37 protein-coding genes are annotated in these 23,501 nt (G+C 29.2%); 15 read left to right on the forward strand and 22 right to left on the reverse strand.

The window, feature by feature from the left end:
- Positions 1–3: 3 nt before the first annotated feature.
- The 7 genes from AMO19_RS07070 to AMO19_RS07095 all read right to left on the reverse strand — a co-directional run bounded on the left by AMO19_RS07070 (position 4) and on the right by AMO19_RS07095 (position 2,390).
- The gene (locus AMO19_RS07070; RefSeq protein WP_011818197.1) at positions 4–201 is read right to left on the reverse strand and encodes a hypothetical protein; all 198 of its coding nucleotides are present in this window, start codon (positions 199–201) and stop codon (positions 4–6) included.
- A 96-nt stretch (positions 202–297) separates the two neighbouring features.
- Positions 298–552, reverse strand: a complete 255-nt coding sequence (locus AMO19_RS08600) for a chlorophyll a/b-binding protein (protein WP_075507873.1) — start codon at positions 550–552, stop codon at positions 298–300.
- 517 nt (positions 553–1,069) lie between these two features.
- Entirely contained in the window at positions 1,070–1,243 is a 174-nt protein-coding gene (locus tag AMO19_RS08605) for a hypothetical protein (RefSeq protein ID WP_179850534.1), read from the reverse strand.
- Between the two features lie 98 nt (positions 1,244–1,341).
- Positions 1,342–1,554 (reverse strand): TIGR02450 family Trp-rich protein, encoded by a 213-nt coding sequence (locus tag AMO19_RS07080; RefSeq protein ID WP_075507874.1) that lies wholly within the window; start codon positions 1,552–1,554, stop codon positions 1,342–1,344.
- Positions 1,555–1,732: 178 nt separating this feature from the next.
- On the reverse strand, positions 1,733–1,942 hold the full coding sequence (locus tag AMO19_RS07085; RefSeq protein ID WP_075507875.1) for a hypothetical protein: 210 nt from the start codon (positions 1,940–1,942) through the stop codon (positions 1,733–1,735).
- Entirely contained in the window at positions 1,932–2,123 is a 192-nt protein-coding gene (locus AMO19_RS07090; protein ID WP_025955516.1) for a hypothetical protein, read from the reverse strand. The genes AMO19_RS07085 and AMO19_RS07090 overlap by 11 nt, the downstream gene beginning before the upstream one ends.
- 60 nt (positions 2,124–2,183) lie before the next feature.
- Positions 2,184–2,390, reverse strand: a complete 207-nt coding sequence (locus AMO19_RS07095; RefSeq protein WP_075507876.1) for a hypothetical protein — start codon at positions 2,388–2,390, stop codon at positions 2,184–2,186.
- A gap of 170 nt (positions 2,391–2,560) precedes the next feature.
- On the opposite strand from AMO19_RS07095, the gene AMO19_RS07100 reads away from it, so the two are divergent.
- Positions 2,561–3,226: an SDR family oxidoreductase gene (locus AMO19_RS07100; RefSeq protein ID WP_075507877.1), complete on the forward strand. Its 666-nt coding sequence runs from the start codon at positions 2,561–2,563 to the stop codon at positions 3,224–3,226.
- Between the two features lie 91 nt (positions 3,227–3,317).
- Here the strand turns inward: AMO19_RS07100 and AMO19_RS08610 are convergent, their stop codons facing one another.
- The 5 genes from AMO19_RS08610 to AMO19_RS07115 form a co-directional block, all read right to left on the reverse strand.
- Positions 3,318–3,467, reverse strand: coding sequence for a hypothetical protein (locus AMO19_RS08610; protein ID WP_179850535.1), 150 nt, complete (start codon positions 3,465–3,467; stop codon positions 3,318–3,320).
- Positions 3,468–3,757: 290 nt separating this feature from the next.
- Positions 3,758–4,012 (reverse strand): hypothetical protein, encoded by a 255-nt coding sequence (locus AMO19_RS07105; RefSeq protein WP_075507878.1) that lies wholly within the window; start codon positions 4,010–4,012, stop codon positions 3,758–3,760.
- Positions 4,012–4,239: a hypothetical protein gene (locus AMO19_RS07110; RefSeq protein WP_075507879.1), complete on the reverse strand. Its 228-nt coding sequence runs from the start codon at positions 4,237–4,239 to the stop codon at positions 4,012–4,014. The genes AMO19_RS07105 and AMO19_RS07110 overlap by 1 nt, the downstream gene beginning before the upstream one ends.
- A gap of 92 nt (positions 4,240–4,331) precedes the next feature.
- Positions 4,332–4,487, reverse strand: coding sequence for a hypothetical protein (locus tag AMO19_RS08615; protein ID WP_012007524.1), 156 nt, complete (start codon positions 4,485–4,487; stop codon positions 4,332–4,334).
- A 15-nt stretch (positions 4,488–4,502) separates the two neighbouring features.
- On the reverse strand, positions 4,503–4,754 hold the full coding sequence (locus AMO19_RS07115) for a hypothetical protein (RefSeq protein ID WP_025931689.1): 252 nt from the start codon (positions 4,752–4,754) through the stop codon (positions 4,503–4,505).
- 945 nt (positions 4,755–5,699) lie between these two features.
- On the opposite strand from AMO19_RS07115, the gene AMO19_RS07120 reads away from it, so the two are divergent.
- Both AMO19_RS07120 and AMO19_RS07125 read left to right on the forward strand, forming a co-directional pair.
- The gene (locus AMO19_RS07120) at positions 5,700–5,936 is read left to right on the forward strand and encodes a hypothetical protein (RefSeq protein WP_025890625.1); all 237 of its coding nucleotides are present in this window, start codon (positions 5,700–5,702) and stop codon (positions 5,934–5,936) included.
- A gap of 21 nt (positions 5,937–5,957) precedes the next feature.
- Positions 5,958–6,200: a hypothetical protein gene (locus tag AMO19_RS07125; RefSeq protein ID WP_075507880.1), complete on the forward strand. Its 243-nt coding sequence runs from the start codon at positions 5,958–5,960 to the stop codon at positions 6,198–6,200.
- A 20-nt stretch (positions 6,201–6,220) separates the two neighbouring features.
- On the opposite strand, the gene AMO19_RS07130 is transcribed toward AMO19_RS07125, so the two are convergent.
- Both AMO19_RS07130 and AMO19_RS07135 read right to left on the reverse strand, forming a co-directional pair.
- A complete protein-coding gene (locus AMO19_RS07130; protein ID WP_025943342.1) occupies positions 6,221–6,412 on the reverse strand; it encodes a hypothetical protein in 192 nt (63 codons plus the stop codon).
- Positions 6,413–6,510: 98 nt separating this feature from the next.
- Positions 6,511–6,822, reverse strand: a complete 312-nt coding sequence (locus tag AMO19_RS07135; RefSeq protein ID WP_011818215.1) for a DUF3303 domain-containing protein — start codon at positions 6,820–6,822, stop codon at positions 6,511–6,513.
- Positions 6,823–7,104: 282 nt separating this feature from the next.
- Here AMO19_RS07135 and AMO19_RS07140 point away from each other — a divergent pair, with 282 nt between their 5' ends.
- The 12 genes from AMO19_RS07140 to AMO19_RS08625 all read left to right on the forward strand — a co-directional run bounded on the left by AMO19_RS07140 (position 7,105) and on the right by AMO19_RS08625 (position 14,842).
- The gene (locus AMO19_RS07140) at positions 7,105–7,488 is read left to right on the forward strand and encodes a DUP family protein (protein ID WP_075507881.1); all 384 of its coding nucleotides are present in this window, start codon (positions 7,105–7,107) and stop codon (positions 7,486–7,488) included.
- A gap of 96 nt (positions 7,489–7,584) precedes the next feature.
- Entirely contained in the window at positions 7,585–7,722 is a 138-nt protein-coding gene (locus AMO19_RS08620; RefSeq protein ID WP_179850536.1) for a hypothetical protein, read from the forward strand.
- Positions 7,723–7,843: 121 nt separating this feature from the next.
- The gene (locus tag AMO19_RS07145; protein WP_025890629.1) at positions 7,844–8,197 is read left to right on the forward strand and encodes a DUF1499 domain-containing protein; all 354 of its coding nucleotides are present in this window, start codon (positions 7,844–7,846) and stop codon (positions 8,195–8,197) included.
- Between the two features lie 77 nt (positions 8,198–8,274).
- Positions 8,275–8,406 carry a hypothetical protein gene (locus AMO19_RS08800; RefSeq protein WP_011818220.1) on the forward strand — a complete coding sequence of 44 codons (132 nt, stop codon included), beginning with the start codon at positions 8,275–8,277 and terminating at the stop codon, positions 8,404–8,406.
- 183 nt (positions 8,407–8,589) lie between these two features.
- Positions 8,590–9,645, forward strand: a complete 1,056-nt coding sequence (locus AMO19_RS07150) for a potassium channel family protein (protein WP_075507882.1) — start codon at positions 8,590–8,592, stop codon at positions 9,643–9,645.
- Positions 9,646–9,681: 36 nt separating this feature from the next.
- Positions 9,682–10,053 carry a c-type cytochrome gene (locus tag AMO19_RS07155; protein WP_257008982.1) on the forward strand — a complete coding sequence of 124 codons (372 nt, stop codon included), beginning with the start codon at positions 9,682–9,684 and terminating at the stop codon, positions 10,051–10,053.
- On the forward strand, positions 10,054–10,422 hold the full coding sequence (locus AMO19_RS07160; RefSeq protein ID WP_075507883.1) for a hypothetical protein: 369 nt from the start codon (positions 10,054–10,056) through the stop codon (positions 10,420–10,422).
- 151 nt (positions 10,423–10,573) lie between these two features.
- On the forward strand, positions 10,574–11,545 hold the full coding sequence (pstS, locus tag AMO19_RS07165) for a phosphate ABC transporter substrate-binding protein PstS (protein WP_075507884.1): 972 nt from the start codon (positions 10,574–10,576) through the stop codon (positions 11,543–11,545).
- A 105-nt stretch (positions 11,546–11,650) separates the two neighbouring features.
- Positions 11,651–12,598: a phosphate ABC transporter permease subunit PstC gene (pstC, locus tag AMO19_RS07170; RefSeq protein ID WP_075507885.1), complete on the forward strand. Its 948-nt coding sequence runs from the start codon at positions 11,651–11,653 to the stop codon at positions 12,596–12,598.
- A gap of 6 nt (positions 12,599–12,604) precedes the next feature.
- Positions 12,605–13,498 carry a phosphate ABC transporter permease PstA gene (gene pstA, locus AMO19_RS07175; RefSeq protein ID WP_075507886.1) on the forward strand — a complete coding sequence of 298 codons (894 nt, stop codon included), beginning with the start codon at positions 12,605–12,607 and terminating at the stop codon, positions 13,496–13,498.
- Positions 13,499–14,308: a phosphate ABC transporter ATP-binding protein PstB gene (gene pstB, locus AMO19_RS07180; protein ID WP_025952645.1), complete on the forward strand. Its 810-nt coding sequence runs from the start codon at positions 13,499–13,501 to the stop codon at positions 14,306–14,308.
- Between the two features lie 387 nt (positions 14,309–14,695).
- Entirely contained in the window at positions 14,696–14,842 is a 147-nt protein-coding gene (locus AMO19_RS08625; RefSeq protein ID WP_002808068.1) for a hypothetical protein, read from the forward strand.
- Positions 14,843–15,025: 183 nt separating this feature from the next.
- Here the strand turns inward: AMO19_RS08625 and AMO19_RS07185 are convergent, their stop codons facing one another.
- The 8 genes from AMO19_RS07185 to AMO19_RS07220 form a co-directional block, all read right to left on the reverse strand.
- Positions 15,026–15,328 carry a hypothetical protein gene (locus tag AMO19_RS07185; RefSeq protein ID WP_075507887.1) on the reverse strand — a complete coding sequence of 101 codons (303 nt, stop codon included), beginning with the start codon at positions 15,326–15,328 and terminating at the stop codon, positions 15,026–15,028.
- 174 nt (positions 15,329–15,502) lie between these two features.
- Positions 15,503–16,153, reverse strand: a complete 651-nt coding sequence (gene pdeM, locus AMO19_RS07190) for a ligase-associated DNA damage response endonuclease PdeM (protein ID WP_075507888.1) — start codon at positions 16,151–16,153, stop codon at positions 15,503–15,505.
- Positions 16,154–18,640, reverse strand: coding sequence for a ligase-associated DNA damage response DEXH box helicase (locus tag AMO19_RS07195; protein ID WP_075507889.1), 2,487 nt, complete (start codon positions 18,638–18,640; stop codon positions 16,154–16,156). It lies immediately after the preceding gene.
- Positions 18,637–20,277, reverse strand: a complete 1,641-nt coding sequence (locus AMO19_RS07200) for an ATP-dependent DNA ligase (RefSeq protein WP_075507890.1) — start codon at positions 20,275–20,277, stop codon at positions 18,637–18,639. The genes AMO19_RS07195 and AMO19_RS07200 overlap by 4 nt, the downstream gene beginning before the upstream one ends.
- A gap of 2 nt (positions 20,278–20,279) precedes the next feature.
- The gene (locus AMO19_RS07205; RefSeq protein ID WP_075507891.1) at positions 20,280–21,266 is read right to left on the reverse strand and encodes a ligase-associated DNA damage response exonuclease; all 987 of its coding nucleotides are present in this window, start codon (positions 21,264–21,266) and stop codon (positions 20,280–20,282) included.
- Between the two features lie 35 nt (positions 21,267–21,301).
- Entirely contained in the window at positions 21,302–21,712 is a 411-nt protein-coding gene (locus AMO19_RS07210) for a competence protein ComC (protein WP_075507892.1), read from the reverse strand.
- An 83-nt stretch (positions 21,713–21,795) separates the two neighbouring features.
- Positions 21,796–22,077, reverse strand: coding sequence for a translation initiation factor IF-2 N-terminal domain-containing protein (locus tag AMO19_RS07215; protein ID WP_075507893.1), 282 nt, complete (start codon positions 22,075–22,077; stop codon positions 21,796–21,798).
- 95 nt (positions 22,078–22,172) lie between these two features.
- A complete protein-coding gene (locus AMO19_RS07220; protein ID WP_075507894.1) occupies positions 22,173–23,492 on the reverse strand; it encodes a DUF2130 domain-containing protein in 1,320 nt (439 codons plus the stop codon).
- Positions 23,493–23,501: the final 9 nt, after the last annotated feature.

The following is a 23,501-nucleotide window of genomic DNA, read 5'->3' on the forward strand; positions in this document are numbered from 1 at the left end:
ATTTTAAAATGCTCCATTACAGTTGAACCCGCTGCAGTTAATAACCCTAAAAATATTCATTACAAAGTTGTGGAATCTTTCATCATAAAAAAATGCCCAGGTTGTAAATATAGCAAAACCAGAGACAGCAAAAGCAGCATATTGAAGCCAATGTATTCCATAGCTGTCTAATCCATTTTTATCAAAATCAGAATTGCTCAATTGCTTTTTTACTTATAATAAAAATTATTTTTTTAAAAGGAGAGTTTGTTATGAACGAGAGATTTATTTTCTTTAAAACTTTAATGTAATTATATTTTAAATAAAACCAGGTATTATCCACCCGAAAAAACCGTAGTTTATTATCAAAGCTAAAAAACCAATCATAGCTAATCTCCCATTTGTTATTTCGGCATTTTTCCAAAATTTACCCATGTAGTTTGTTATTTTTTTCGAATTTTTATCTATCAAATAATTTGGTTCTAAAGGTTCCTGCAACCTTTTGATGGCGTATAAAGAGAATTGAATAGTTATTGCGATGATAACAACTATAAAACTAGTAAGAGCATCCATTTTTATATTTCATGTGTGATCAATTAGTAAGCCAAAGAGTAAATGACATTTGTATGTATCAAACATTTCCTTTAACTGCTTTTACAGAGGAAAACTTAACTTGAATTATTAATGAATGTAACATATTTAAAAAAAATTAGTATGAATCCTTACTTTTTCTTTGGATTTAACACTTTTGAAGACTAAAGTGTTACAGTAATGTGTTATTTATTTCTTATTTCTTTTCTTATTTGAATTGCAGAAAGCTTTAAAATTTGTATTGTCAAATCAGATAATGTATTAAATTTTTATTAGGAATATACATTTATTATAATTTGTTTAAAATATATTTAATAACTAGAAATTGTTACTTTTGTTTGATTTCAGGAAGGTAAAATTTATTGCCTAATGTATAACCAATCGACATAAGTACGAACCCAATAAGTTGAGGTAAATGAGAATTTGCTAGAGAGATTTTTTCAATCATTTCTCAATCTATAAATTATTATCATAATAAAAATTTTTTAATAACGTAAGTCTATTTTCTTTTTGATTCTTTAATTTCCCCAGATTTTTTTAGTGAATTAACAAGCCTTTCATTTTCTGTTTTTAAATTTTCTAATGCAGATTTTGTGAATTGTTCTTTAGCCTCAAATTTTGCTGAACTTATAACTTTTTTATTAGGGAGTTTTTTCTTCGGTTCTTGCTTCATATTAAACAGGATTTTAAAAATTTTAGAAGTTATTTTTTTTGCATTAGGTATTATTTTTTACAGTTTTCTGGTTAATAATATTTGTTTACATAGACAAATTATTCTTTATCTTTTGGGAGCCTCAACCATCCAGAAGTCCATTCTGATTTTAGTTTTGTCCATAGGATCCTTTTAATATCTTTTTTATTTTTGGTAGGAAAAATATCAACCCATCTATCTTCATTTTTACCACCATAAGCTTTAACTTGAAAATGCCTATTACCATTAATAGTTTTTGGTGCTGTCCAACAAAGAGCAGGAGGCCATTTCATTAGAAATTTTAAAAGTTGAAAAACTAAAGATTGCTTTGGCCAGTTAAAACTAAACCATAATATGCAATTGTACCAAGGATAAGTACGATACCTAGTATTCTAATAATCATGATTTAATTTTTAAATTCAAATTATATTAGAGAAATTTTATAATTTTTAGTTGAAGATTTAATATTTTCTAATTTTTCCTTTTTTTATTTCTAACTATGGAGTGACATGACTCAGGATGCCATTCATTCTGAATTTTGCCAATAAAATCGTAAATAAATGAATCGGGACATCCAGTTTCTTTTTGAAGTTCTGACAGTTCTTCTTTAATGAATTCATATACTCTCGTTATTACCCCTAAATTTTCTTCTTGGGAGGGAGCCCATGTTTTATTCTCCATTAATATTTTTAAAATTATTTTCCACAATATCGTAATAGGTTATGTCTCCATAATCAGCATCTGAACAACATAAATCTCCATATAGTTCCTCTAGCAAATCGTACGCATCTGAATATTTATCAAAACTTTGAGCTGTTAATTCGTCATCTTTCCCATCAATTCTAATTATTTTGTAGGTCATATTTTACCTAGATGCAAAAAGTATTTTTTGATTTATTAGATCATTTTATAAATAAAAATCTTATTTAGGAGTATTAGTTGGGTAAAGCTTCTGAATTTTATTTTTCTGAATTTCTATTTTTCTTCTTTCATATTTTTTTGCCATTATTTTTCTGATAAATAATTGTGGGATAAGCCAAACTAACGCAATAGCTATAGCCATGAAAGCAGGATTTCTCCACGTTAACCTAATAATCTCTTCTATAAATTCTTGATTGATAATTTCCATAAATTAAATTTTGATAATAAAATATCTTTGCTTTCTTTTATAAATTCTTTAATTTTCATAACCTATCATAACCTTAAAAATTTAATAAGGAATTTTATAAATTTTTTCTTTTTCTAGTTCGTTTTCTTTTATATTTTGATTTAGATTAACTTTTTATTTTTAGTTTAGAGATGTCGACTTTTCTAATTACAGGATCAAATAGGGGTATTGGATTAGAACTATGTAGGCAAATTCATAAAAGGGGGGATAATGTTATTGCAACGTGTAGGAAAGCTTCAAAAGAACTTAGAGATTTAGGAGTGAGAATTGAAGAGAATATAGAAATTTCTTCTGATGAGTCGATAACAAATTTGTGTAAAAAACTATCTGGAGTTAATTTAGATTGCTTAATACATAATGCAGGAATTTATGAATTTAATTCTTTCGAAAACTTAGATAAAAAAAGTATTTTGCGGCAATTTGAAGTCAATGCATTGAGCCCAATATGTATGACTCAATCACTTAAACATTTTTTAAAAAGATCTTCTAAAGTTGCTTTTATCACAAGTAGAATGGGATCTATTGAAGATAATACATCTGGAAGTTCTTATGGTTACAGGATGTCTAAAGTTGCTTTGTCCATGGCAGCAAAATCACTTTCTATAGATTTATCAAGAGAAGATATTTATGTAGCTATTTTGCATCCTGGGTTAGTGAATACAAGAATGACTGGCTTTACAAGAAATGGCATTGGTCCTGAAGAATCAGCAAATGGCCTTTTAAAACGTATAGATTCTTTAAATAAAAATAACTCGGGTACGTTTTGGCATGCCAATGGGGAAGTTTTGCCTTGGTAAATTCTATATTTTTATTTTTTAGAGATTTATATCGTTAATTTGTTAAAAAACTTTTAAATTTTTAACGAATTTCTTTCCTTGTTCAATTCTTTTAGTTATCTTTAGAAAAAATTAGTAAAGGAGGTGATTCATTGTCGTATCTACCGAAAATTGCGGTTATTAAAGGGGCCGTGAATTCAGTATCTTCATCACATTCATCGGTCTCTTTTTCTTTGATTAAGAAAAAAGGTTTTATAATCAACAGATTTATATAAATCAGTTACTTAATTATTAAAAGCTCTGCATCTCGTGAAGTTGCAGAGCTTTTTTTATGAATTTTAATAATCTTTCAAAATTTACTCTATCTTTTTTGGCCAAAGTAAATTAAGGCTAAAAAAGATAAAGTGCTTACTAAAGCGATTAAATACCATCCAGTTGAGGAGTTGCTAACTACTTCAGTCATTTATTTTGATTTATCGGAGGAATTGATTATTTGAGTGAAAATCACAATTGAAATCATTAAAAAACTAAAAGGATGTAAGTTACGTTCATTTATAGAAAAATGCTAATTATCAAAAAGATTATTCCTAGAACTACCGTAACAATTGCTCCATCTACTAATAAGTCTTTCCATGTATAACTTTTAAGCATCCTTATTTTATCTTCTTCACTCATAAGGTTCTTTAACCACGTCCAATCTAAAAGCTTTGTCAATGCAACACCAAAAATTAAATGCCCAATCAAAATACCAATTAGATCAATTCTAGAAATATCTTTAGTAAGGCCTGTAATAATAAAAAAGTCCACTAGCCTTTTTCTTTATTAGATAAGGCACCACCTTCTTCTTTGTACTTTTCCCAAGCTTCGCTTATTTTTGCTTTAGAAAAGTTTTGTTTCCCCTCAGAGAATTTATTTTTGAGATTATTAAAACTATTAGTCAGCTCTTTTTTTGTTGGTTCATCAAGAAAGTTTGATGTTAATTTCCATAAGTACCAGCTACTCGCTAGAAGAAGAATCAATCCCAGTAGTTGCATATTGTTTTTTTTTACTATGCTACAACTTTTTAAATGGTTTCGATAAATTAACTTATTTAATACCTGTAGAATTTTTTTGACATAAATAAAAATTAAAACTTTAACCAGTGGAAAAATATTCTATCCAATAACCATATGGTTAAACCTCCTTCCAAGAAAGCCAACCAGTACATACCATAATCAGAAAATCCCATTTGTTCTTTGACTGTTTTAATTAATTTTTTATGAGCTTGAATGAGATCTTTCATAAACAATCAAATTTTTTAAACCTGCTGAATTTCTTTAATCAAAAAACCCTTCCCATAGCAAGATAGACATGTCTTAGTCTCATCTAAAGAAATTCTTAGAAAACCTGCTCCATTACATCTAAAACAATTTACCTTAGTGTTTGAATAGATCTTTGATTTAATTTTAGCAGCACGATTTAAGTAAGAAACAGTTTCTTTACGACCGTTTGCTTTGGCAGCTTTGTTTAAAAGCTTTTTGTAGTTGACTTTAAGTTCTTGGATATTCATCTTTTGTAGAAACCATGATGCAAATACAGGAAAAACTTAATGTTTAAATAATTTAAATGATTTTTCCCGTTTATATTTCTTTTCAGATCTCTTATGGAGATTTGGATAATATAACTAAGATTTGTTTTATATGATTGGTATAAAGAGTATTAACTTGGTTATTTAATAGAAATTTTATATTTGATAGATTAAATATTTTGGATGATCATTCCAAAGTCATTATTTCGACCTTCAAAGGAATTTTGTAAATTTTGCAGTTTAAAAAAATTTTTTAGTTCTAATAAATCATCCGGCCTTTTTGAGGTTTTTCACTAAAAAATCATTTTCATTAGTAAGAACTTTGAGCTTAGATTTTTCCAACTCTTTTCTGATTTCGGGATTTAAATCCTTTTTTGTCTCATTTAGATTCATAAGATTTGTTCTTAAAATTAATTAAAAGACAGTTGAGATCATAGTGATCCCAAAAAAAATTTGTGGATAGTTTTTTCTTAAAAGAAGATAATATTTAATTTTCCTCATAGAAATTCAAATTTAATCAACATATTGTGGAAAACCCTGTTGAAAAACGCTTAAAAAGTGGATAACTCTTCGGGAGCATTATCAAAACAAGCTTTTCTGGAAAAATTTTTAAGTATTAATACTTCATCAAAAAAAATAAAATATAGTTTAAAAAGTAACATAATCTCTTGTTATAACTGTGGGATCATTACTTTTTAAAAAAGATAAATTTTCTATACCAGAAGCTCATGTTGATAAAAAATTCAAAAAGTTTTTTCTTCATGATGTATCAAATTGAAAATTAAAGTGAAGAAAAATCAATCAAAACTTGAAATTTTTAATTTTTGCCATAGCTGAGTATAAATTGTTTAATTCGGTTTTCTCTATGCAAATATTTCTCAAACCTAAAACTAATCAAATAGGGTTGACTAAGTTAATAAATTTTAAATGACAGAAGAAAAAAAGGATTCAAAAAAATGTTCTGGAAAGAAAAACATTATGTTTGCCTATGGTTTTATACAACTTGGTTCTAGTTTCGTATCTGCAATAGCTTTAGCTGCAATCGCTTTTGGATTCTGTTCAGTAAAAAAAGAGTCTAAACTTTTCAATAAATGTGTTGCAGAAATTATTGAAGATGGTGGTACCAATTCTGAGGCCGTAAGGTATTGTAACGGGGGTAATTAAAATTACTTTCAGAATTATTAAGTGGACTCAACCTGTGATTTGATTATTGACTCTTTAAAAGAGGAGCCAATTGGAGAAACTGATCATTTTATTTGGTTTATAACAGATATTGGCATCGTTGCTCTATTTAAAAGACAGGAAAACTTTGAAACTTATAGTTTGAATGTCGAAATTGAGGCAAATAAAATTGCTTTAGACATAACTAAAGAAGAGAAAGAGTACCTCAAAATTAAAGAGAGACAGATTTTCTTGTTTTATTCATGACCTAGGATTTAGTTCTTGATTTAGTAAGATGGCTCAAGGTTAAAGGCTGGCTCCATAATATTGCTCTCGCTAACTAATTCGTAGGTTAGCTCTTTATTAAGGGCATTTATATAAGATGTATAAAGTTTCCCCCAAACAAATTCAAATTCATCTTTACTTAAATTCTTGAAAAGAATTTCTCCTTTGAAGTAAATGTGATAAGAATCATTCATCATGGAAAATTAATCTTATCCTTTTTAACGCAGTGAAATATGTATGTAGTATTAGGTGCTACTAAAAAGAAATTTATATTTAGAAGTTAGAAATACTTTTAGACTATCCGTGTATTCATTTTTTGTTTTTTGAATAATCCGACTGTCTCATCAAGATCCATACAAGGCTGAATGCTTATATCCATTAACCTTCTCCATGGATGCCATTGCTTCCAAATTGTCTCAAGAGAATCTGCACTCACTACAGAATGGCCAATCCCATTTTGAACCATAAAAATCCAAGAATGAACCTCATAGTTTTCAGGTCTATTTTGGGGACCACCTGATTCATACCAATTAATTAGCATTTCTGCCCCTTCTTCTTGATCCTCGCCATCAGTAAATTCGTAGGAAATCAAATATCTTTGCATATAGATTATTATTAAAATCTCTAAACTATTTTAACTCTAGATTTAGATATTGCCTCCGAATTTAATTAATGCTATGAAGTTTATAAAGGTGATTATTTTAAATGACAGAAAGATTTGGGAAAATTAAAAAGAATATTTTGACTAATTTATCTTTTATAAATAAGACAATCTTGAAGTATTTTCAAAACCATGATCTGTTCGTATAGCTTCATTTAATAGATAAAATTTGATACTTTTAAAATACCTTTAATTAGTTAACATATTTGTACTGTATAGATACCGATGATAAATAAAAAGGATCAAAGCGATCCAATTGATAATTTAGAGTATGAAAAAGTTCTAGAAGAAGAAATAATTAATTCGTACGAAAGTAAATTTCAGAAAGATACTGAAGAAGATATTAAAAAGATTAAATTCTACAGACTTAAAAGAACTCCATTAGAAATATTAAATAGGTCATTCTTCTTCTTCTTTATTGGAAGTTTTCTTTTCTCTTTGTTTTTAGCTTATTCAGAGAGTAAGTTATGGTTCATACTTTATGTAATAAGTGCATTGTCATGTGTTTTCTATACTCCTAATAGAAAGGCACTAAAAGAATTAATAGCAGCTTGGCCAAATATAGAGGATCTCATCAAAGGGAGGAGTATGTGGAGAAAAGGCAAGTAAATAGATTATGAAACCTTTAAGTGCATTTAAAAAATGGTTATTAAATATCCTTGTGCCATATATCGAAGGCACCAACAAGAAAAAAGAGGATAAAAAATGAGTCTAATAAAGGTTGGAATTATTGTTGAAATTTTTTTGTTTGTTGGAGTTTTTTTATGGATTAGGAAACTAACTAGTAATAAAGGTAGACAACCATCTCTATCAAAAAAAATAATTAAAAATCTTAAATTTTAGAATTTTGGACAAAAAATAAGGAATCTTTATAAAGAGATTAAATTTATGGGGAATTTATTTACTTTTTTTCTCTCACTTTGTGTATGAAATCGGTTAGAACATCTATATCTTTCTTAAAAATATGGTTTCCTCCATTCAAGGTCTTGCTCCAATAACTAATCCATTAAATAGTGTCTTAGTAGAAAAGAAACTAATAAATGTTGACCAAAAGTTTATTCAACTTGTTTCTCTGGCAGAGGGGTTACCTCGTACAGAAGTTATTGAAAGTGGTAGAAATTATTGGAGAGGCGTTTGTAGAAGCTTAATTTTTAGATTTCCAGATGATCTCGAAATTTTAAAGCTTGATGTAAGAAGTTATGTAGATAGATCAAAAGGAATTATTCAGATAAGATCTGCAGCAAGATTAGGGCAATCAGATTTAGGTGTGAATCTAAGAAGAGTGGAATACTTGTTTAATCAATTAGAGAAATTTTAATTAATCTGTTTTTTATAAATTTAAGGTTCTTTTTACCAAATAGTTGTGCTTTAATTCATAAGAATATTTGAATTGCCATGGTGAAGATAATTTTAGTTGGAATTATTGTTGCGCTTGTATATTCTCAACCTGACCTCCGTCTTACAGTTGCTGATTGGTTAAAAGCAGCTTCTGATTTTCTTATTGAATCAGTACAAGTAAAACCATAAATTAATTTTTAATAAAGCATTAAATAAGACCTGAGACAGTAATCATTTGTTTAATGCATACAGCTACGAAAATAAATATTATTATCCTGCTTAATATGTATTTCACTTAATCAAATAAATAGTTTTAGGAACATAATAGAAAATTTTTTTGAAATTTTTGAATAGTTAACGATAATAAGGGATATGAAGCTTAGATTATTTGAGTTCTATTTTATTAAAGACTATTTGAGGCCTTGGTTTGGTCTTATTTATTCTTTATTCTTTCTGTTTTTTTTAGGTGCAATTGGCTATCGAATAACAGAGGGCTGGGAATGGAGTGATTGCTTATGGATGGTTCTGATCACAATAACCACTATTGGTTTTGGAGAAGTTCAACCTTTAAGTCCTGAAGGCAGGATCGTAACTGTTTTAGTAATCGTAGGCGGATTGATCTTTATTCAATTTACCTTTCAAAAAGCTGTTCGATTATTCGAATCGGGCTATTTTCAAAGAGTAAACGAATTACGTTTTAAAAGACTTCTTAGAAAAATGGAAAATCATGTAATTTTGTGCGGATATGGGAGGGTAGGTCAGGAAATTTCTAACCAGATAAAAACGCAAAATATTCCAATAATTGTTGTTGAGAGCGATGAAGATAGAAAAAAGATTGCTGAAGAAAATGGTTTAGAAGTTCTTTGTGCTGATGCAACTCTTGACGAGACTTTAAAACTGGCAGGATTAGAAAAATGTAAAAGTTTGGTTGTTACCTTACCAAATGATGCGGCTAATTTATATGTCGTTTTAAGCGCTAAAGGGATTAGAAGTTCTATAAGAGTAATTGCAAGAGCTGGAACTGAAGAAGCCGCAAGTAAATTGAGATTAGCTGGAGCAAGTATAGTCGTAAGCCCTTATATCGCTGCAGGAAGAGCAATGGCATCAATGGCTTTAAGACCTATCGCCATTGACTTTCTTGATCTGCTTGCAGGAAGTGAATGTGAAATTGAAGAATTTGAATTAAGTAATGATATTAGTCTTTTTGAAACTGCAGAGAAAAGATCACTTTCTGAACTTGGAATTGGAAAAAAGAGTGGTGCAAAAATTTTAGCTATTAAAGAAAACGAAAAATTATTTACTAATCCTGGAGGTAATTTCATACTTCAACCAGGTCAGGTATTAATAGCCTTTGGTAGTAAAGAACAACTAAATATTTTTAACGGTTTATTAGGAAATCTTGTTGTAGCAGTAGAGTTATTAAAATAGATAGATTGAGATTCAGAATTAATTGCTAAATTAATTGTGGGTGAAATAAATCAAATGAAAATATTTAAATTTCTAATTGTAATTCCTGTAATAACTTTAATAATTATTTTCCAAACCTCTTTGCAAAATAGATATCTAATGGCTACTGATATTAGAGATGGAGAGACAATTTTTAGAAATGTTTGTGCAGGCTGTCATGTAAGAGGTGGATTAGTCGTTCTTAAAGGATCCAAATCATTAAAACTTTCTGACCTTGAAAAAAGAGGAATAGCCGATTTAAATTCAATAACAAAAATTGCTAATGATGGGATTGGTTTTATGAAGGGTTATAAAAATAAATTGAAGGATGGAGAGGATAAGGTTCTTGCACAATGGATTATTCAAAATGCAGAAAGGGGTTGGGAGTAAATGAAAAGCTTATTTTTTGCATCGTTTTTATTTTTATTAGCTGAATATTCTTTTGCTCAGGAATTAACTAATTACACAATTACATCTGATTCTCAAGTAAATACTTTAGAAGGTGATTTAAAGGCTAAGGGAAATGTAGTCATTAAGAGTAATAGTGGTAATTTTGAGGCTTATTCGGACAAGCTTTCTTTTGACAAGGATGATAAATCCCTAAAACTTATTGGTAATGTATATGTTAAAAATCTAGAGTCTGACGGAATTGCAATTGAAGAAACATCCGGAGATGAATTGACAATATTTACTGATACGGGAATTTTTGAATTCAAATCTCAAAATAAAAACAGAGTAACAACAAAAATTAAATTCTAAATAAAGAGCTGATATTTAGTTTCTAGCTGAGCTCTTAATGCAGCTATATAAATAATATTTATATCAAAATAATTTGATTAATATATCTTGAAATTTTTAAATTAACTTTTGTCTGTAATTTATATTTAACACTATTATTTCTCATTACAAAGTGGGCATTTTCAAAAAAGTCCTTATTTTTTCTTCTGCTATCTCATTAGTCCTCTCTCAAGAAGCGATTGCTTCAAAAAGATTGAGCGGAGCAGGTGCTACATTTCCCTCGAAAATTTATACTAGGTGGTTTTTTGACTTAGCCAAATCTGGGGGACCAAGGGTTAATTACCAAGCAGTTGGTTCGGGCTCTGGAAGAAAAGCTTTTATAGACCAAACTGTAAACTTTGGTGCATCAGATGATCCTATGAAAGATTCTGATATAGAGAAAGTAACTAGAGGACTTGTTCAAATACCTATGATTGGTGGAACTATTGCTTTTGGTTATAACTATGATTGCGATTTGAAACTTACTCAAGAGCAAGCAGTACGAGTTGCAATGGGTATGGTTAAAAACTGGAAAGAATTAGGCTGTAAATCAGGAAAGTTAACTTGGACACATCGTTCTGATGGTTCAGGAACTACTAAGGCTTTCACAAACTCTATGGAAGCATTTTCACCAACATGGACTTTAGGAACTGGCAAATCAGTTAAGTGGCCAGCAGGCGTTGGAGCAAAAGGTAATTCTGGTGTCGCAGGTGTAATTCAAAACACTCCAGGGGCAATTGGTTATGTAAATCAGTCATATATTAAAGGTAATGTTAAGGCTGCTGCACTTCAAAATCTTTCAGGTGAGTTTCTAAAACCATCTGCAGAAGCAGGAGCTAAGGCTCTTAATGGTATTACTTTAGATGAAAATCTTGCGGGTAAAAATCCTAATCCAACAGCAAAAGGAGCGTACCCTATCGCTTCATTGACATGGATACTTGCTTACGAAAAAGGTAATGGTAGAAACACTAAAGCAATAAAACAAGCCTTTAATAAATTGTTAAGTGATGAGTATCAAGATAAGGCTTCATCCCTTGGATTTATTCCCTTAAAAGGAAATATCCTTTTGAAATCAAGAGCTGCCGTTGAAAAAATAGGTAGTTAAATTTTTTAATAGATGTCAAATTATCATGAATTTCATATACCTTTAACCCCTCTTAAAGTCTTTTACAACATTTAGTAGTAGATTTATAGAGATATTCTTTTTTTAATGGAAGAGAAATTAACTCTTTTCAAGAATCGTAAAAGATTCGGTATCGAAAAAAATATAGATATTATCTTCAAGAATACTGCCCTAGTCTTGTCTAGTTTCGTAGCAATAATACTTTTAGGAATTATTTTAGTAGTCTTTTTTCAGTCATTTGAATCTTTTTCAAGGTACGGCTTGAAGTTTTTAGTAACCTCTGAATGGAACCCAGTAAAAGATGAATACGGAGCTTTTACCGCAATATATGGCACATTGGTAACCTCATTTTTTTCGTTATTAATAACTATCCCTTTGGGCGTTGGAACTGCAATATTTATTACCGAGGACTTTGTGCCAAAAGTTGTTAGAGAAATAATAGGTTCCTTTGTTGAATTATTAGCAGCAATTCCATCAGTTGTATTGGGACTTTGGGCAATATTTGTTATGGAACCTTTTTTCAGAGCCTTTTTTGTCTTTTTACATAATTTCTTTGGTTGGATTCCTTTATTCAGTACAGAACCTACAGGCAGGAATTCTTTGTTAGCAATATTGATTTTAGTAGTGATGCTTTTGCCAATAGTGACTTCCATTGCAAGGGATTCACTTAATCAGGTTCCTAAAAAGCTAAGAAATGCAGCCTATGGAATTGGAGCAAGTAGATGGAAAACAATTTTTTCAGTAATTTTGCCGGCAGCATTATCAGGAATTATGGCAGGTGTTCTATTGGCTTTAGGTAGGGCAATGGGAGAAACAATGGCCGTGACAATGATTATTGGTAATTCAAATGCATTTAGTTGGTCTCTATTATCTCCTGGATATACCATTTCCTCCATGCTTGCAAACCAGTTTGGTGAGGCTGATGGAAGTCAGGTTTCATCACTTTTTTATGCGGCTTTTGTACTGATGATCCTATCTTTAGTGGTCAATATCTTTGCTCAATTGCTAGTTAAGAAATTTAGTCTCAAATATTAGATAATTATGAATTCACTCTATTACCAAAAAAGATTATCAAGAAATATAGGAGATAAATTCTTTACTTCTTTATCAGTAATTTGTGCATTAATAGCAATACTTCCTTTGATTTTTCTAGTGACTTATATCCTTTACAAAGGTGGATCTCAAATTACACCAGAATTATTTACTTTAGAACCAAATCCTCCTGGAGATGATTTAGATGCAGGAGGTATTAATCCTGCCTTAATAGGGACATTAATAATTACTAGCATTGCTTCAATTATCGCCATACCAGTCGGTGTTGGTGGTGGAATATATCTGGCTGAATACTCTAAAGGTGGAGCTTTTTCAAGATTTATTAGATTTGGTGTAAATGTTTTAGCTGGAGTCCCTTCAATAATTGCAGGTGTATTTATTTATGCCTTAATCGTTTCTACAAAGATCTTGTTTGGGAGTATGTACAGTGGCTTGGCAGGAGGGATGGCGCTTTCAATATTGATGTTGCCTACTGTTATTAAGACCACTGACGAAGGTTTAAAGTTAGTTCCTAATGAATTAAGATATGCTTCTCTTGGTGTTGGAGCAAGTATGTATACAACCATATTGAAAGTTACTTTGCCCTCTGCCTTTAGGTCTATTGCTACTGGGGTTGTACTTGGAATCGCAAGAGCTGCAGGTGAAACAGCACCTTTGATATTTACGGCTTTATTCTCTTACTACTACATAACAGGCTTTGGAGACTTGTTTTATGAGATGGGTTCTTTGGCTGTATTGATATATAACTTTGCCCTTGAACCTTATGATGCACAGAATAAATTAGCCTGGGCAGCTTCCTTTATTCTTGTTTTATCGATACTATCAGTAAATATATTTTCAAGGATATTAGCCGCTTTTACTGAGAAAACTAAGAGAGTATAAATGATTAAAACTAATAAAAAAATACCAAAGAATATCATTTTATCTCTTGAGAATGTATCTATTAGCTATGGAACTTTTGAAGCAGTAAGAAATGTTTTTTGTAATTTTAAAAAAGGCAATATAACCTCCCTTATTGGACCTTCAGGTTGCGGTAAATCTACTGTTCTAAGATCTTTAAATAGGATGAACGATTTAATTCCTAATTGCTCACTGAAGGGCACTGTACTGTTTGATGGAACAAATATTTACGATAAAAGAGTAGATCCAGTAGAGGTAAGAAGAAGAATCGGAATGGTTTTTCAACAGCCTAATCCTTTTCCTAAATCTATCTACGAAAATATCGCATTTGGAGCAAGAATTAATGGCTTTACAGGAGATATGGATGAATTAGTCGAAAGTTCACTAAAAAAGGCTGCTTTATGGGATGAATGTAAGGATAAATTAAATGATAGTGGTTACTCTCTATCTGGTGGACAACAACAAAGATTATGTATTGCTCGAACCATCGCAATTGAGCCTGAAATAATTCTCATGGATGAACCATGCTCAGCATTGGATCCTATCTCTACTTTGAAAATAGAGGAGACGATGCACGAACTTAAAAAGAATTACACAATAATAATAGTTACTCATAATATGCAACAGGCATTAAGAGTTAGTGATATGACTGCATTTTTTAATGCTATTGAATATGAAGATGGTGATGGAGGGAAGGTTGGTTATCTAGCCGAATTTAATTCGACAAAGAAAATTTTTAACTCTCCAAAAGAAAAAACTACGCAGGAATACATTTCTGGTAAATTTGGTTGATGTTAATTTTTTACTTTTAAAAAAAAATTTATTCCAGAGAGGGATAAGGGGTAGACAAACAGTATAAATACCTATATAGTAATCTCGAATTAGTAAGTTTATCTTTGAAAAACTATCCATTTCTACCTTTCTTGATTTTTGCAGGAGCTCTAATAACAACTGCAACAATAGGATTGCCTGTATTTACTTCATAATTTACGAGTATTTCTATTTACGGTAATCTTATGGTCTCAATATTCAATAAAGAATTAATTGGAAGTCCTCATAAAACCTTAATAAAAGGAAATTTATTTGACTTTATAAAAAAAAGAGAGAATATGAATCTGTGTGGGAGTGAAAAATCTGTATTAAAACCACTAAAAGTGGTTAATTTCTAATTTATTTATCATGGATAAAACTAAAGAACAGTTAGAAAAATTAAGAGAAGTAGCGGAAGCATCTCTTACAAAAACGGATGAACTTCAGAAAGTTCTTGCTCAAATCGAAGCTTTAATGTCTAGAGAAGAATCACAAACATTATCGAAGAAGAAATAATTACTTAAAAAATAATTTTAGTTTTTGTACTTTTAATTACACCTCTACAATTTCTTTGTAGTTATTAATTGGGTATGCAGAACCCGTTCCAAAGTTTTCTGTTAGGTCTCGAGGTCTTACCTTCTTTAAGTAAAAGACCTCTTTAATTTGCTTGTCTTTATTATATTGTTAAAACCTGCTCATTTAGTTGATTACTTTATAAATTTCTTTCAGGCAGACATTTACATCGAAAGATTCAGTATTTACAACTTCTAATCCTGTTTTTTCTGTAACCTCAACAGTTGCATTGCATTCGTCCTGTTTAAGAGCCATGTAACTTGGCTTTTTATTTTCCATGTCTAATTCAACACTTGATTCAGTTTCTTCCTTATATTGCTCCATTACAAGTGTAAGTGCTTCTATCTCAACAGAAAAATTATCATTTGCTTTTGCTCCAAATGGTATGACAAGAAATGGGAATAAAATCAAGGCTATTAATTTTTTCATTTCTATATAATGGGTTTATTTTTTTTATAACGTAGATTGTCTTGTAAAGAAAGGGGCATTAGGTGTATCAATTTTTTTTACTTTAAATTAATTGATAAAAAAATTAAACGAGACTTTTACGTATAAATTGGTATATCTAAATGAAAAATTTAAGTAACTTTAATAGGATTTCTCTTAAGATTTTATTTCGATAATTTCTTCTTCAGAAACAATTGCCCATTTTTTAAATGACTTTTTGCAGGGATATCCTCCTGTTAAGTCTCCAAATGCAGGCAGATATAAAACATTTTTATTGATATCCATTGCAAAGCACCTAAATGATAATTTATCTCCATTGTTTTTTATAGAGATTTTTGGATGGTAATGTCCACAAATATTCAAGGTTTTATTGTTTTCTAAATTAACTGGTTCATGACTAAAAGTAATATTTTTATTTTTTCTAATATCAAAAATTTTAATATTTTTAATATCGCAACCTAAATCGTGATTTCCTAGGACTAGTTCAACGTTAGTTTTTAGTAGTTCAGGAAGATCCTCAACTTTTTTTTGCAGAGTTTCATCTATTGAATATTTGCTGTGGAATAAATCTCCTAATATTATTAACTTTTTAGGACTATATTTTTTTACTATTTTTTTTATTCTTGCAAAATTGTTTTTATCTGAATTATTAGTAAGAGGTATACCATTTTGCTGAAAATACTCAGCTTTCCCAAGATGAATATCGCATATTAATAACTCTTTTGTTTCCGGTAAAAATAACGATCTTGAAGGAAGCATCTCTAACAATGTATCTTCCCAACAAAATTTAAAAGAACTTTTTTTCATTTAATCACTATATTTTTTTATAAGTTTTTCAACTCTTTTTTCTATTGGCTCATTGCTTAAAGTATTTTTAAGTCTTTCAACTAGTAAAGGGAAAGCAAAAGGAGTTGGAGTTTTTATCTCGTTTAGCAGCATTTTTAAATTTTTTAATCTTTCTAATGATCTAGATATTCTTTTATTTTCTAATTGATATTCTTTAACTTCTTGATGCGATTGTTTTATCAAAAGATGGCCTTCTTCATATTTAGTAAAGACATCGTAGAAAAGACTTGAACTTATTTGAAGTTGGGAAGAAGTTTTTGTTTTGGTTGGATTATTTTGATTTACTAGTCCACTTATTTGGGCAATATTTTTAAATCTACGTTTTGTTAATTCTGAAAAATTAATTGCATTTTCTAGATCTTCTTCTAATTTTTTGTTATTCAAAAAGTAATCAGCTTCTTTTTTTATTATGGAAAAATCATAATCTTCTGCAGTAGTTAAGCTGAATCCAAAATCATTTGCAGTAATACTAAATGTAGATTGCTTTAATTTTGCCAATCTCAAAGCCCATAAAAATGCAATTCCTTCATTTACAAATTTGCCATCAAGTGTAAAAACAAAAAGATTTGATAAATCCTTGGTTTTATATATTTCTATAAGGAATTCTTCTTTATTTGGAATATTTGAAAGAACTTTTTGTTTCTTTAATATTGGGCGTAATGAATTGAGTTCAGGATTTAAGCAATCATAATTTTCTAGTTCGTTGCATATATCTATTTCTTTTCTTAAACTCTCACAAAGTAGATCAGAAATTGCCATTTGACCTCCAACCCATGCAGGGATTAGAGAACTTTTTTTTGTTGATTTTTTAACGTATAAAATCATATCTCTTATTCTTACAAATTGAAGCATTTTGCCAGCAAAGTAAAATGTATCCCCGGGATTTAATTTTGAAGCAAAATTCTCCTCTAAATTTCCTAATGATTTACCTTTCATATATTTGACATTTACAAATTTGTCACTTGTAATTGTCCCAATATTGAACTTATGCATTCTTATTAAAGATTTGTCTTTTACAAAATATTTAAAGTTTTCATTATTATTTTGTGATTCTTCTTTTACTATCTTTTTATATTTTGGGTATGCTTTAAGACATTTTCCTCCATATTCTAAAAAGTCAAGACACCAATTCCAATCTTGATCTTTTAAGTTTCTATAACTCCAGCAATTTTTAATTCTTTCTTTTTCAATTTTCGGATCAAAGCCATTTCCACATGCCAAACTTATTAGATGTTGTAGAAGCACATCATAAGATAATTCAGGAAGTCTAATTTCCTCATATATACCACTTTTTATTATTCTTCTCATTGCACTAATCTCTAATAACTCTAAAGAATTAGTAGGCATAAAAATTATTTTTGATTTTCCACCTGGTCTATGAGCACTTCTTCCAGCTCTTTGGATAAGTCTAGCTAAATTTTTTGCACTACCAATTTGAACTATTTGATCTACAGGTTGGAAGTCAACTCCCAAATCCAAAGAGCTGGTGCATACTACCCATTTTATTAATCCGTCTTTAACCCCTTCTTCAACTCTTCTTCTATCCTCTTTATCGAGGGAGCCGTGATGAAGTGCGATTTTGTCTCCCATCTCTGGTAGAAAAAATTTAAGACATTGATACCATCTTTCAGATTGATTTCTCGTATTAGTGAATAATAAGGTGCTTTTATTTTTATCAAGGATTTTTAATAGTGAAGAATGACTTCTAATCCCAAGATGCCCACTCCATGGAAAGGTGGTTTCCTCCTCTGGTAAAACACTTATAATTTCGATCTCTTTTTGAATATTTGTACTTATAATTTTGGGTTTAATGGCTCTCATCCCAACTATTGCTCTTGCTGCTTCTTCAATATTTCCAATAGTTGCAGACATTGCCCAAATTTGTAAATTTTTTTTATTACCTCTTAGCCAACTTAAAGATAACTCGCACTGGTTTCCTCTTTTACTACCCATTAATTCATGCCATTCATCAATAATTATTGATGACAACTCCTTGAACAGATTATTAGATTCTTTATTAGAAAGTAAAAGAGATAAAGACTCTGGAGTGGTAATAAGAATATTAGGTGGTTTAGCTAGTTGTTTTTTCTTTTCATATGGGGTTGTATCCCCGTTCCTAATTTCAACAGTGATTTCTTTATTAAAATGCAAAGCTGCTAATTGTATGGAATTTTTTAGATCTCTACTTAATGCTTTTAAAGGGGTTATTAATAATATATTGACACTTTTATTATTTTTGGGATCTTCTATCTTTGATAGAGGTCCCATTAATGCAGCATAGGTTTTGCCGCATCCAGTAGGTACTTGTATTATTCCACTCTCTCCATTTAAAAATGCTTCCCAAGATTCGATCTGATAGGGTAGCGGCTCCCATCCATTTGTGGAGAAAAACTGTTTAATTTTAGAAATTAAATTATTTTCCTTATAATTTTTCGTGATATTTTTCATGACATTTTTTTCATTAGTTTATAAGCATTCTCTAGGCTATCTGCATCATTAATTTTTTTATCTTTTCTCCATTTTGTTATTCTTGGAAATCGTACTGCTATACCTGACTTATGACGTTTAGAAATTTGTATTTTCTCAAAAGATATTTCGAATACCATTTCTGGTTTTAACGATCGAACAGGACCAAATTTTTCTATTGTATTTTTTCTTATCCATTTATCTAGCTCCTTAATCTCAATATTCGTTAAACCAGAATATGCACTTGCAAATTTAATTAATTCTTTGTCTTTCCATAATGCAAAACTGTAATCTGTATAAAGACCAGCTCTTCTACCGCTGCCGCCCTTAGCGTAAATTAGAACAGCATCCAGTTGCATAGGATCAACTTTATATTTCCACCAAATACCTTTCTTTCTTCCAGAGGAGTATATAGAATTCTTTTTCTTAATTATTAATCCTTCTGTGTTATTTTCTCGAGATTTTTCTTTATAAGTTAAAGCATCAGGCCAATCTTTAGGAAAGATTAAATCACATATTTTGAAAATATCAGAGATATTATTCTCAGCTTTTATTTGCCATTTTGAAAAATATTTTTCTAACTCAATTCTTCTATTTTCTAATTTAATTTCTCTTATATCTCTCCCATTAATCTCTAAAAGATCATAAGCAATAAAAATAATTGGATATTTTATTTGGATTGATCTCGTAGGAGACTTTCTATTTATTCTTTTTTGAAGTAAAGAAAAATCTAAGGCGATTTGTTCTTTAAAATCCCAAACTAATAATTCTCCATCAAGAACAAAATCATCTTTTAAATGTGATATTTTCTCTACTAATTCTGGGAAAGATTCATTTACTAATTCTTGCCCTCTTGTCCATAACGAAACATTGCCTGATCTTTTAATTAATTGCATCCTTATACCGTCGTATTTCCATTCAAATTGAAAATCATTTATTGAATTTTGGAAGATTTTATCTTCAAAAGTATTTGCTAGAAGAAATGGAAATGGTTTGTAATTTAACTCTTGAAGATTGATATTCTTGTTAATTAAAAATTCATATGATTCAATTGAAGGTTTAAAATCCCCCATCAACCTATGAGAAATAATCTCTTCATCAATATTAATTAGTTTTGATATTGATTTAGTGATTAATCCGATAGAGACTCCTACTCTGAAAGTTCCTGTAAGAATTTTATTAAAAATTAGATGGTTATCTTCAGGTAATGTTTCCCAAAGATTTTTAATTTCTAAATTTTTCTCCTCCTCATTAAGTTTTGACAATGCAGGTATTGTTTCGCTTAGTAATTTATTGAGACTTATATTTGATAATTTCTTTTTTCTAGAATTAGTTTTATTTTTGAGTAATAACGTTATTACCTCAGCAGAATCACCAACTTTTAAATAACATGTATCAATTAACCATTGAGGATATTCATATATTTGAGAAAAAAGATTTTTTAAATATCTTCCACTAATAAATCTCTTATTACTTTTTCCAGTAAGCAAATATATTGCCCATGAATTATCTATTGGATCATTAGATAAAAAATAATTCTTTAAAACTTCAATTTTATTATTTGTACTATTAATTGAATCTAGATCGCCAAATAATTCTGAAAACTTTTTTAAGCTCATATTTATTTACTGAATAAAAGGACATTTATTGATTCCTTTTCAAATAAATATTTACTTAAGGCTTCACTATCTCCATGATGAAAAAATACATTTTTTGCTTCAGACTTTTTTACTACTTCCAGAATTCCATCCCAATCCGCATGATCAGAGATTGCGAATCCTTTATCATATCCCGATCTTTTTCTTAGAGCTCTTATTGACATCCATCCACTCGCGAAAGCTGTTTGAATGTTTTTGAAATTTTTTAAATAAGAACCCTTACTTAAAGATGGCGGTAATAATATTAGACTTCCTTTAAGTTCATCTATCTTTTTTTTATTTTCAATTTTTATAGTATCTTTTATATCAATTCCAAGTTCCCTATAACTATTGTTAATTTTATGAATACTGCCATGGGAATAAATATTGCCTTTAAAATTTGTTTGACTAATTTCGTTTAACAATCTCTGAGCTTTTCCAAGTGAATAGCAGAAAAGTAAAGAAGTTTTTTCTGGTGAATTAGTTATCCATTTTGAAATATCGTTTGCTATTTTATTTGATTCATCCCACTTGAATATTGGTAAACCAAAAGTACATTCGCTTATTAAATAGTCCGTTTTTACTATTTCATATTGTTTGCAAGTCTGATCTTTTTGAAGCTTAAAGTCACCTGAAATTAGCCATTTTTCTTCAGCAAAAATAAACCTTATTTGACTAGATCCAAGGATGTGACCGGATGGATGAAAAGAAATATTAATGCCATTTATCTTAAATTCTTCTCCATATTCAAAAGTCTTAATTTTGATATTATCTCCAACTCTTTCTTTAAGAAGTATCGCAGTTTCCTTAGTAGAAATGTATTCTTCACAGCCAAATGTAAAGTGATCAAAATGAGCATGTGTTATTAATGCCTTTTTTACTGCCTTGCTTGGATCAATCCAAATATCAGCAAGTTCACAATAAAGATTTCCATCTTTATATCTAATTAAATATTCTTGTTTAGTTCTCAAAACTACATATCTTACAATGAAGTTAATTTAGCTAATTATGCCCACGCTTGTTTTGATAAAGCTATGGCTGAAATTGTAAGTAAAGCAATAACTACAAATTTGTTACTCCAATTAATCATGAATGAACTGATTTTGTTGAAAGAAACTCTATTAGATGGAACAATCTTTTTTTTATTAATAAGATGATTTTCATTCTTTTCTAAGTAATTTAAATTTTTAATCTCATTTATTAATTTAGATTCGCAAGTTGAGAGTTTTTCTACTTGATTTAATAATTCAATATCTTCTGGACGTAATAAAGAATTTAATTCTTTAATTTGTCTTTCGTTTTTTATAAGAAATTCATTAACTATCTCATCTATCCCTAAACCCTTCTTTATATTTAAAAGAATATCATCTCTTTCCCAGGATTTTTCAAGAGAATTTAAAATTTTATTTATGCTCATTTTAAGTATTTTTACTTATGATAAATTATTATTTTTTTCTTCTGTGGCTTATTTCTTTAAGTAATTAAAAAAATTATTTTTATTTAAGATTTACGAATAAGTCTGTTAGCAAAATATTTTATCTTTAACTTTTCTACCATTTTTTTAGAACTACTTTTAGTTTTAACTTTATTTAAATTGATCACTTCATCTGACACATTTTTGCCCGTTTCAAAATAACTTTTAATTTTTTCTAATTCTTCTTTATTTAATCTTTTTGTAGCACCTTTTGCATTGATTCCAAGTTTCTTGCAGGCTAATAATATTCTATTACTTTCGACATTAAGATCTTTGGCAATACTGAAAATAGGTGTGTTGGTAGACATTATTTTCTTTACTATGAAATTTATTATTAATAGTATATTTATAAGTTAGAAATTAAATATATTTTTAATTATTGTTAATTTTAAAACTTTTTTATTTAGGCTACTTCATCTTCAAAATTATTTAAATCATTAAATTTCTTCTTCATGGTTGGATTATTTCTAGTTAATTTCTTTACTGTCAAATCTTGAGATTTGCTGTCAGCAGATAAAAGATGTTTTTTTGAGAGAACTAAAGCCTCTTTAGTTTTTTGTAAATGTGTTATTGATTTATCAATTTCTGAAATTGCATCATTAAATCTATCCTGGGCAAGTGAAACATTTTTGCCAACTGCATTTTTGAATTGCTCAAGAGTACTTTCAAAATTAGTTATGTCAAAATTCTCACGTTTCATTAAATCAATTTGTGATTTGTATTTAAGGGTTTCCATAGATGCATTTCTTAGCAGAGAAATAATGGGCAAGAAAAATTGAGGTCTTATGACATACATTTTTGGGAATCTATGAGAAACATCTACTATGCCAGCATTATATAGTTCACTATCTGGTTCTAGAAGGGATACGAGAACTGCATATTCACAAGATTTTTGTCTTCTATCTTTATCTAATTCTTTTAAAAAATCTTCGTTTTTTCTTTTATTAGTTCCATTTAAACTTTCATTCTTCATCTCAAACATTATGGATACGACTTCGGTTTTATTTTCATCAAATTCTCTAAATATATAGTCGCCTTTACTTCCTGAAGTGGCATCATTATCCTTTTCGAAATATGAGTTTTTAAATGCGGAGGCACGATTCAGATTAAATTGAGTTTCGCAATGGATTTCTAATGTTTCTCCTATCATCTTTGTAGATAATCTAGATTTCATTTCTCTTAACTCCTGAATAGTAAGGTCCCTTTCACTAATTTTGCTTTTAAATTTTTCTTCAATTAATTTTTCATTAATTGAATGTTCAAGCTTCATCTTTTCAATGGAATTTGTTAAAGATGAGTTTTCTTTTTCTAAATTAGTAACAGCTTCACTAATTTTGTTTTTTAAAGATAATTCTGAAATTAAAGACTGGTTTTTAATTTCGTCTTTCAACTTGATTAATTCATTATTCAATTTATTAATTTTATTTGTTGCTTGATTTTTTAAATCATTAAGGGCATTTGTTTTCTTTTCTTCAGCTATTTTTAATTTAGATTCAAGAGCTTGGATCTCAGACTCTTTAATCTGATTCTGCTCTATTAACTGTATTTTTAACTCACGTTTTAAAATTTCCAAAGCTTTTTTATTATCTTCTTCAGCCAAGATAAGTCTTTCTTTTATTTGTTTATTAAATTCTTCGTCTTTTATCTGAAGAAGTATTTCTTCAAAGCTGCTGGGATCAATTCGGAAAGTTTTGCCGCATGAAGGACATTTAATATCTTTCATTTTTTAATT

Origin of the sequence: Prochlorococcus marinus, from assembly GCF_001180245.1 — a bacterium.
Classification (GTDB): Bacteria; Cyanobacteriota; Cyanobacteriia; order PCC-6307; family Cyanobiaceae; genus Prochlorococcus_A; species Prochlorococcus_A marinus_F.

Bases quoted from the DNA above. Each gene is read 5' to 3' on its own strand.
- AMO19_RS08600 (WP_075507873.1), bottom strand. From the start codon at position 552: ATGGATGCTCTTACTAGTTTTATAGTTGTTATCATCGCAATAACTATT.
- AMO19_RS08605 (WP_179850534.1), bottom strand. From the start codon at position 1,243: ATGAAGCAAGAACCGAAGAAAAAACTCCCTAATAAAAAAGTTATAAGT.
- AMO19_RS07080 (WP_075507874.1), bottom strand. From the start codon at position 1,554: ATGAAATGGCCTCCTGCTCTTTGTTGGACAGCACCAAAAACTATTAAT.
- AMO19_RS07085 (WP_075507875.1), bottom strand. From the start codon at position 1,942: ATGGAGAATAAAACATGGGCTCCCTCCCAAGAAGAAAATTTAGGGGTA.
- AMO19_RS07090 (WP_025955516.1), bottom strand. From the start codon at position 2,123: ATGACCTACAAAATAATTAGAATTGATGGGAAAGATGACGAATTAACA.
- AMO19_RS07095 (WP_075507876.1), bottom strand. From the start codon at position 2,390: ATGGAAATTATCAATCAAGAATTTATAGAAGAGATTATTAGGTTAACG.
- AMO19_RS07100 (WP_075507877.1), top strand. From the start codon at position 2,561: ATGTCGACTTTTCTAATTACAGGATCAAATAGGGGTATTGGATTAGAA.
- AMO19_RS07110 (WP_075507879.1), bottom strand. From the start codon at position 4,239: ATGCAACTACTGGGATTGATTCTTCTTCTAGCGAGTAGCTGGTACTTA.
- AMO19_RS08615 (WP_012007524.1), bottom strand. From the start codon at position 4,487: ATGAAAGATCTCATTCAAGCTCATAAAAAATTAATTAAAACAGTCAAA.
- AMO19_RS07115 (WP_025931689.1), bottom strand. From the start codon at position 4,754: ATGAATATCCAAGAACTTAAAGTCAACTACAAAAAGCTTTTAAACAAA.
- AMO19_RS07120 (WP_025890625.1), top strand. From the start codon at position 5,700: ATGACAGAAGAAAAAAAGGATTCAAAAAAATGTTCTGGAAAGAAAAAC.
- AMO19_RS07130 (WP_025943342.1), bottom strand. From the start codon at position 6,412: ATGAATGATTCTTATCACATTTACTTCAAAGGAGAAATTCTTTTCAAG.
- AMO19_RS07135 (WP_011818215.1), bottom strand. From the start codon at position 6,822: ATGCAAAGATATTTGATTTCCTACGAATTTACTGATGGCGAGGATCAA.
- AMO19_RS07140 (WP_075507881.1), top strand. From the start codon at position 7,105: ATGATAAATAAAAAGGATCAAAGCGATCCAATTGATAATTTAGAGTAT.
- AMO19_RS08620 (WP_179850536.1), top strand. From the start codon at position 7,585: ATGAGTCTAATAAAGGTTGGAATTATTGTTGAAATTTTTTTGTTTGTT.
- AMO19_RS07145 (WP_025890629.1), top strand. From the start codon at position 7,844: ATGGTTTCCTCCATTCAAGGTCTTGCTCCAATAACTAATCCATTAAAT.
- AMO19_RS08800 (WP_011818220.1), top strand. From the start codon at position 8,275: ATGGTGAAGATAATTTTAGTTGGAATTATTGTTGCGCTTGTATATTCT.
- AMO19_RS07150 (WP_075507882.1), top strand. From the start codon at position 8,590: ATGAAGCTTAGATTATTTGAGTTCTATTTTATTAAAGACTATTTGAGG.
- AMO19_RS07160 (WP_075507883.1), top strand. From the start codon at position 10,054: ATGAAAAGCTTATTTTTTGCATCGTTTTTATTTTTATTAGCTGAATAT.
- pstC (WP_075507885.1), top strand. From the start codon at position 11,651: ATGGAAGAGAAATTAACTCTTTTCAAGAATCGTAAAAGATTCGGTATC.
- pstA (WP_075507886.1), top strand. From the start codon at position 12,605: ATGAATTCACTCTATTACCAAAAAAGATTATCAAGAAATATAGGAGAT.
- pstB (WP_025952645.1), top strand. From the start codon at position 13,499: ATGATTAAAACTAATAAAAAAATACCAAAGAATATCATTTTATCTCTT.
- AMO19_RS08625 (WP_002808068.1), top strand. From the start codon at position 14,696: ATGGATAAAACTAAAGAACAGTTAGAAAAATTAAGAGAAGTAGCGGAA.
- AMO19_RS07185 (WP_075507887.1), bottom strand. From the start codon at position 15,328: ATGAAAAAATTAATAGCCTTGATTTTATTCCCATTTCTTGTCATACCA.
- pdeM (WP_075507888.1), bottom strand. From the start codon at position 16,153: ATGAAAAAAAGTTCTTTTAAATTTTGTTGGGAAGATACATTGTTAGAG.
- AMO19_RS07195 (WP_075507889.1), bottom strand. From the start codon at position 18,640: ATGAAAAATATCACGAAAAATTATAAGGAAAATAATTTAATTTCTAAA.
- AMO19_RS07200 (WP_075507890.1), bottom strand. From the start codon at position 20,277: ATGAGCTTAAAAAAGTTTTCAGAATTATTTGGCGATCTAGATTCAATT.
- AMO19_RS07210 (WP_075507892.1), bottom strand. From the start codon at position 21,712: ATGAGCATAAATAAAATTTTAAATTCTCTTGAAAAATCCTGGGAAAGA.
- AMO19_RS07215 (WP_075507893.1), bottom strand. From the start codon at position 22,077: ATGTCTACCAACACACCTATTTTCAGTATTGCCAAAGATCTTAATGTC.
- AMO19_RS07220 (WP_075507894.1), bottom strand. From the start codon at position 23,492: ATGAAAGATATTAAATGTCCTTCATGCGGCAAAACTTTCCGAATTGAT.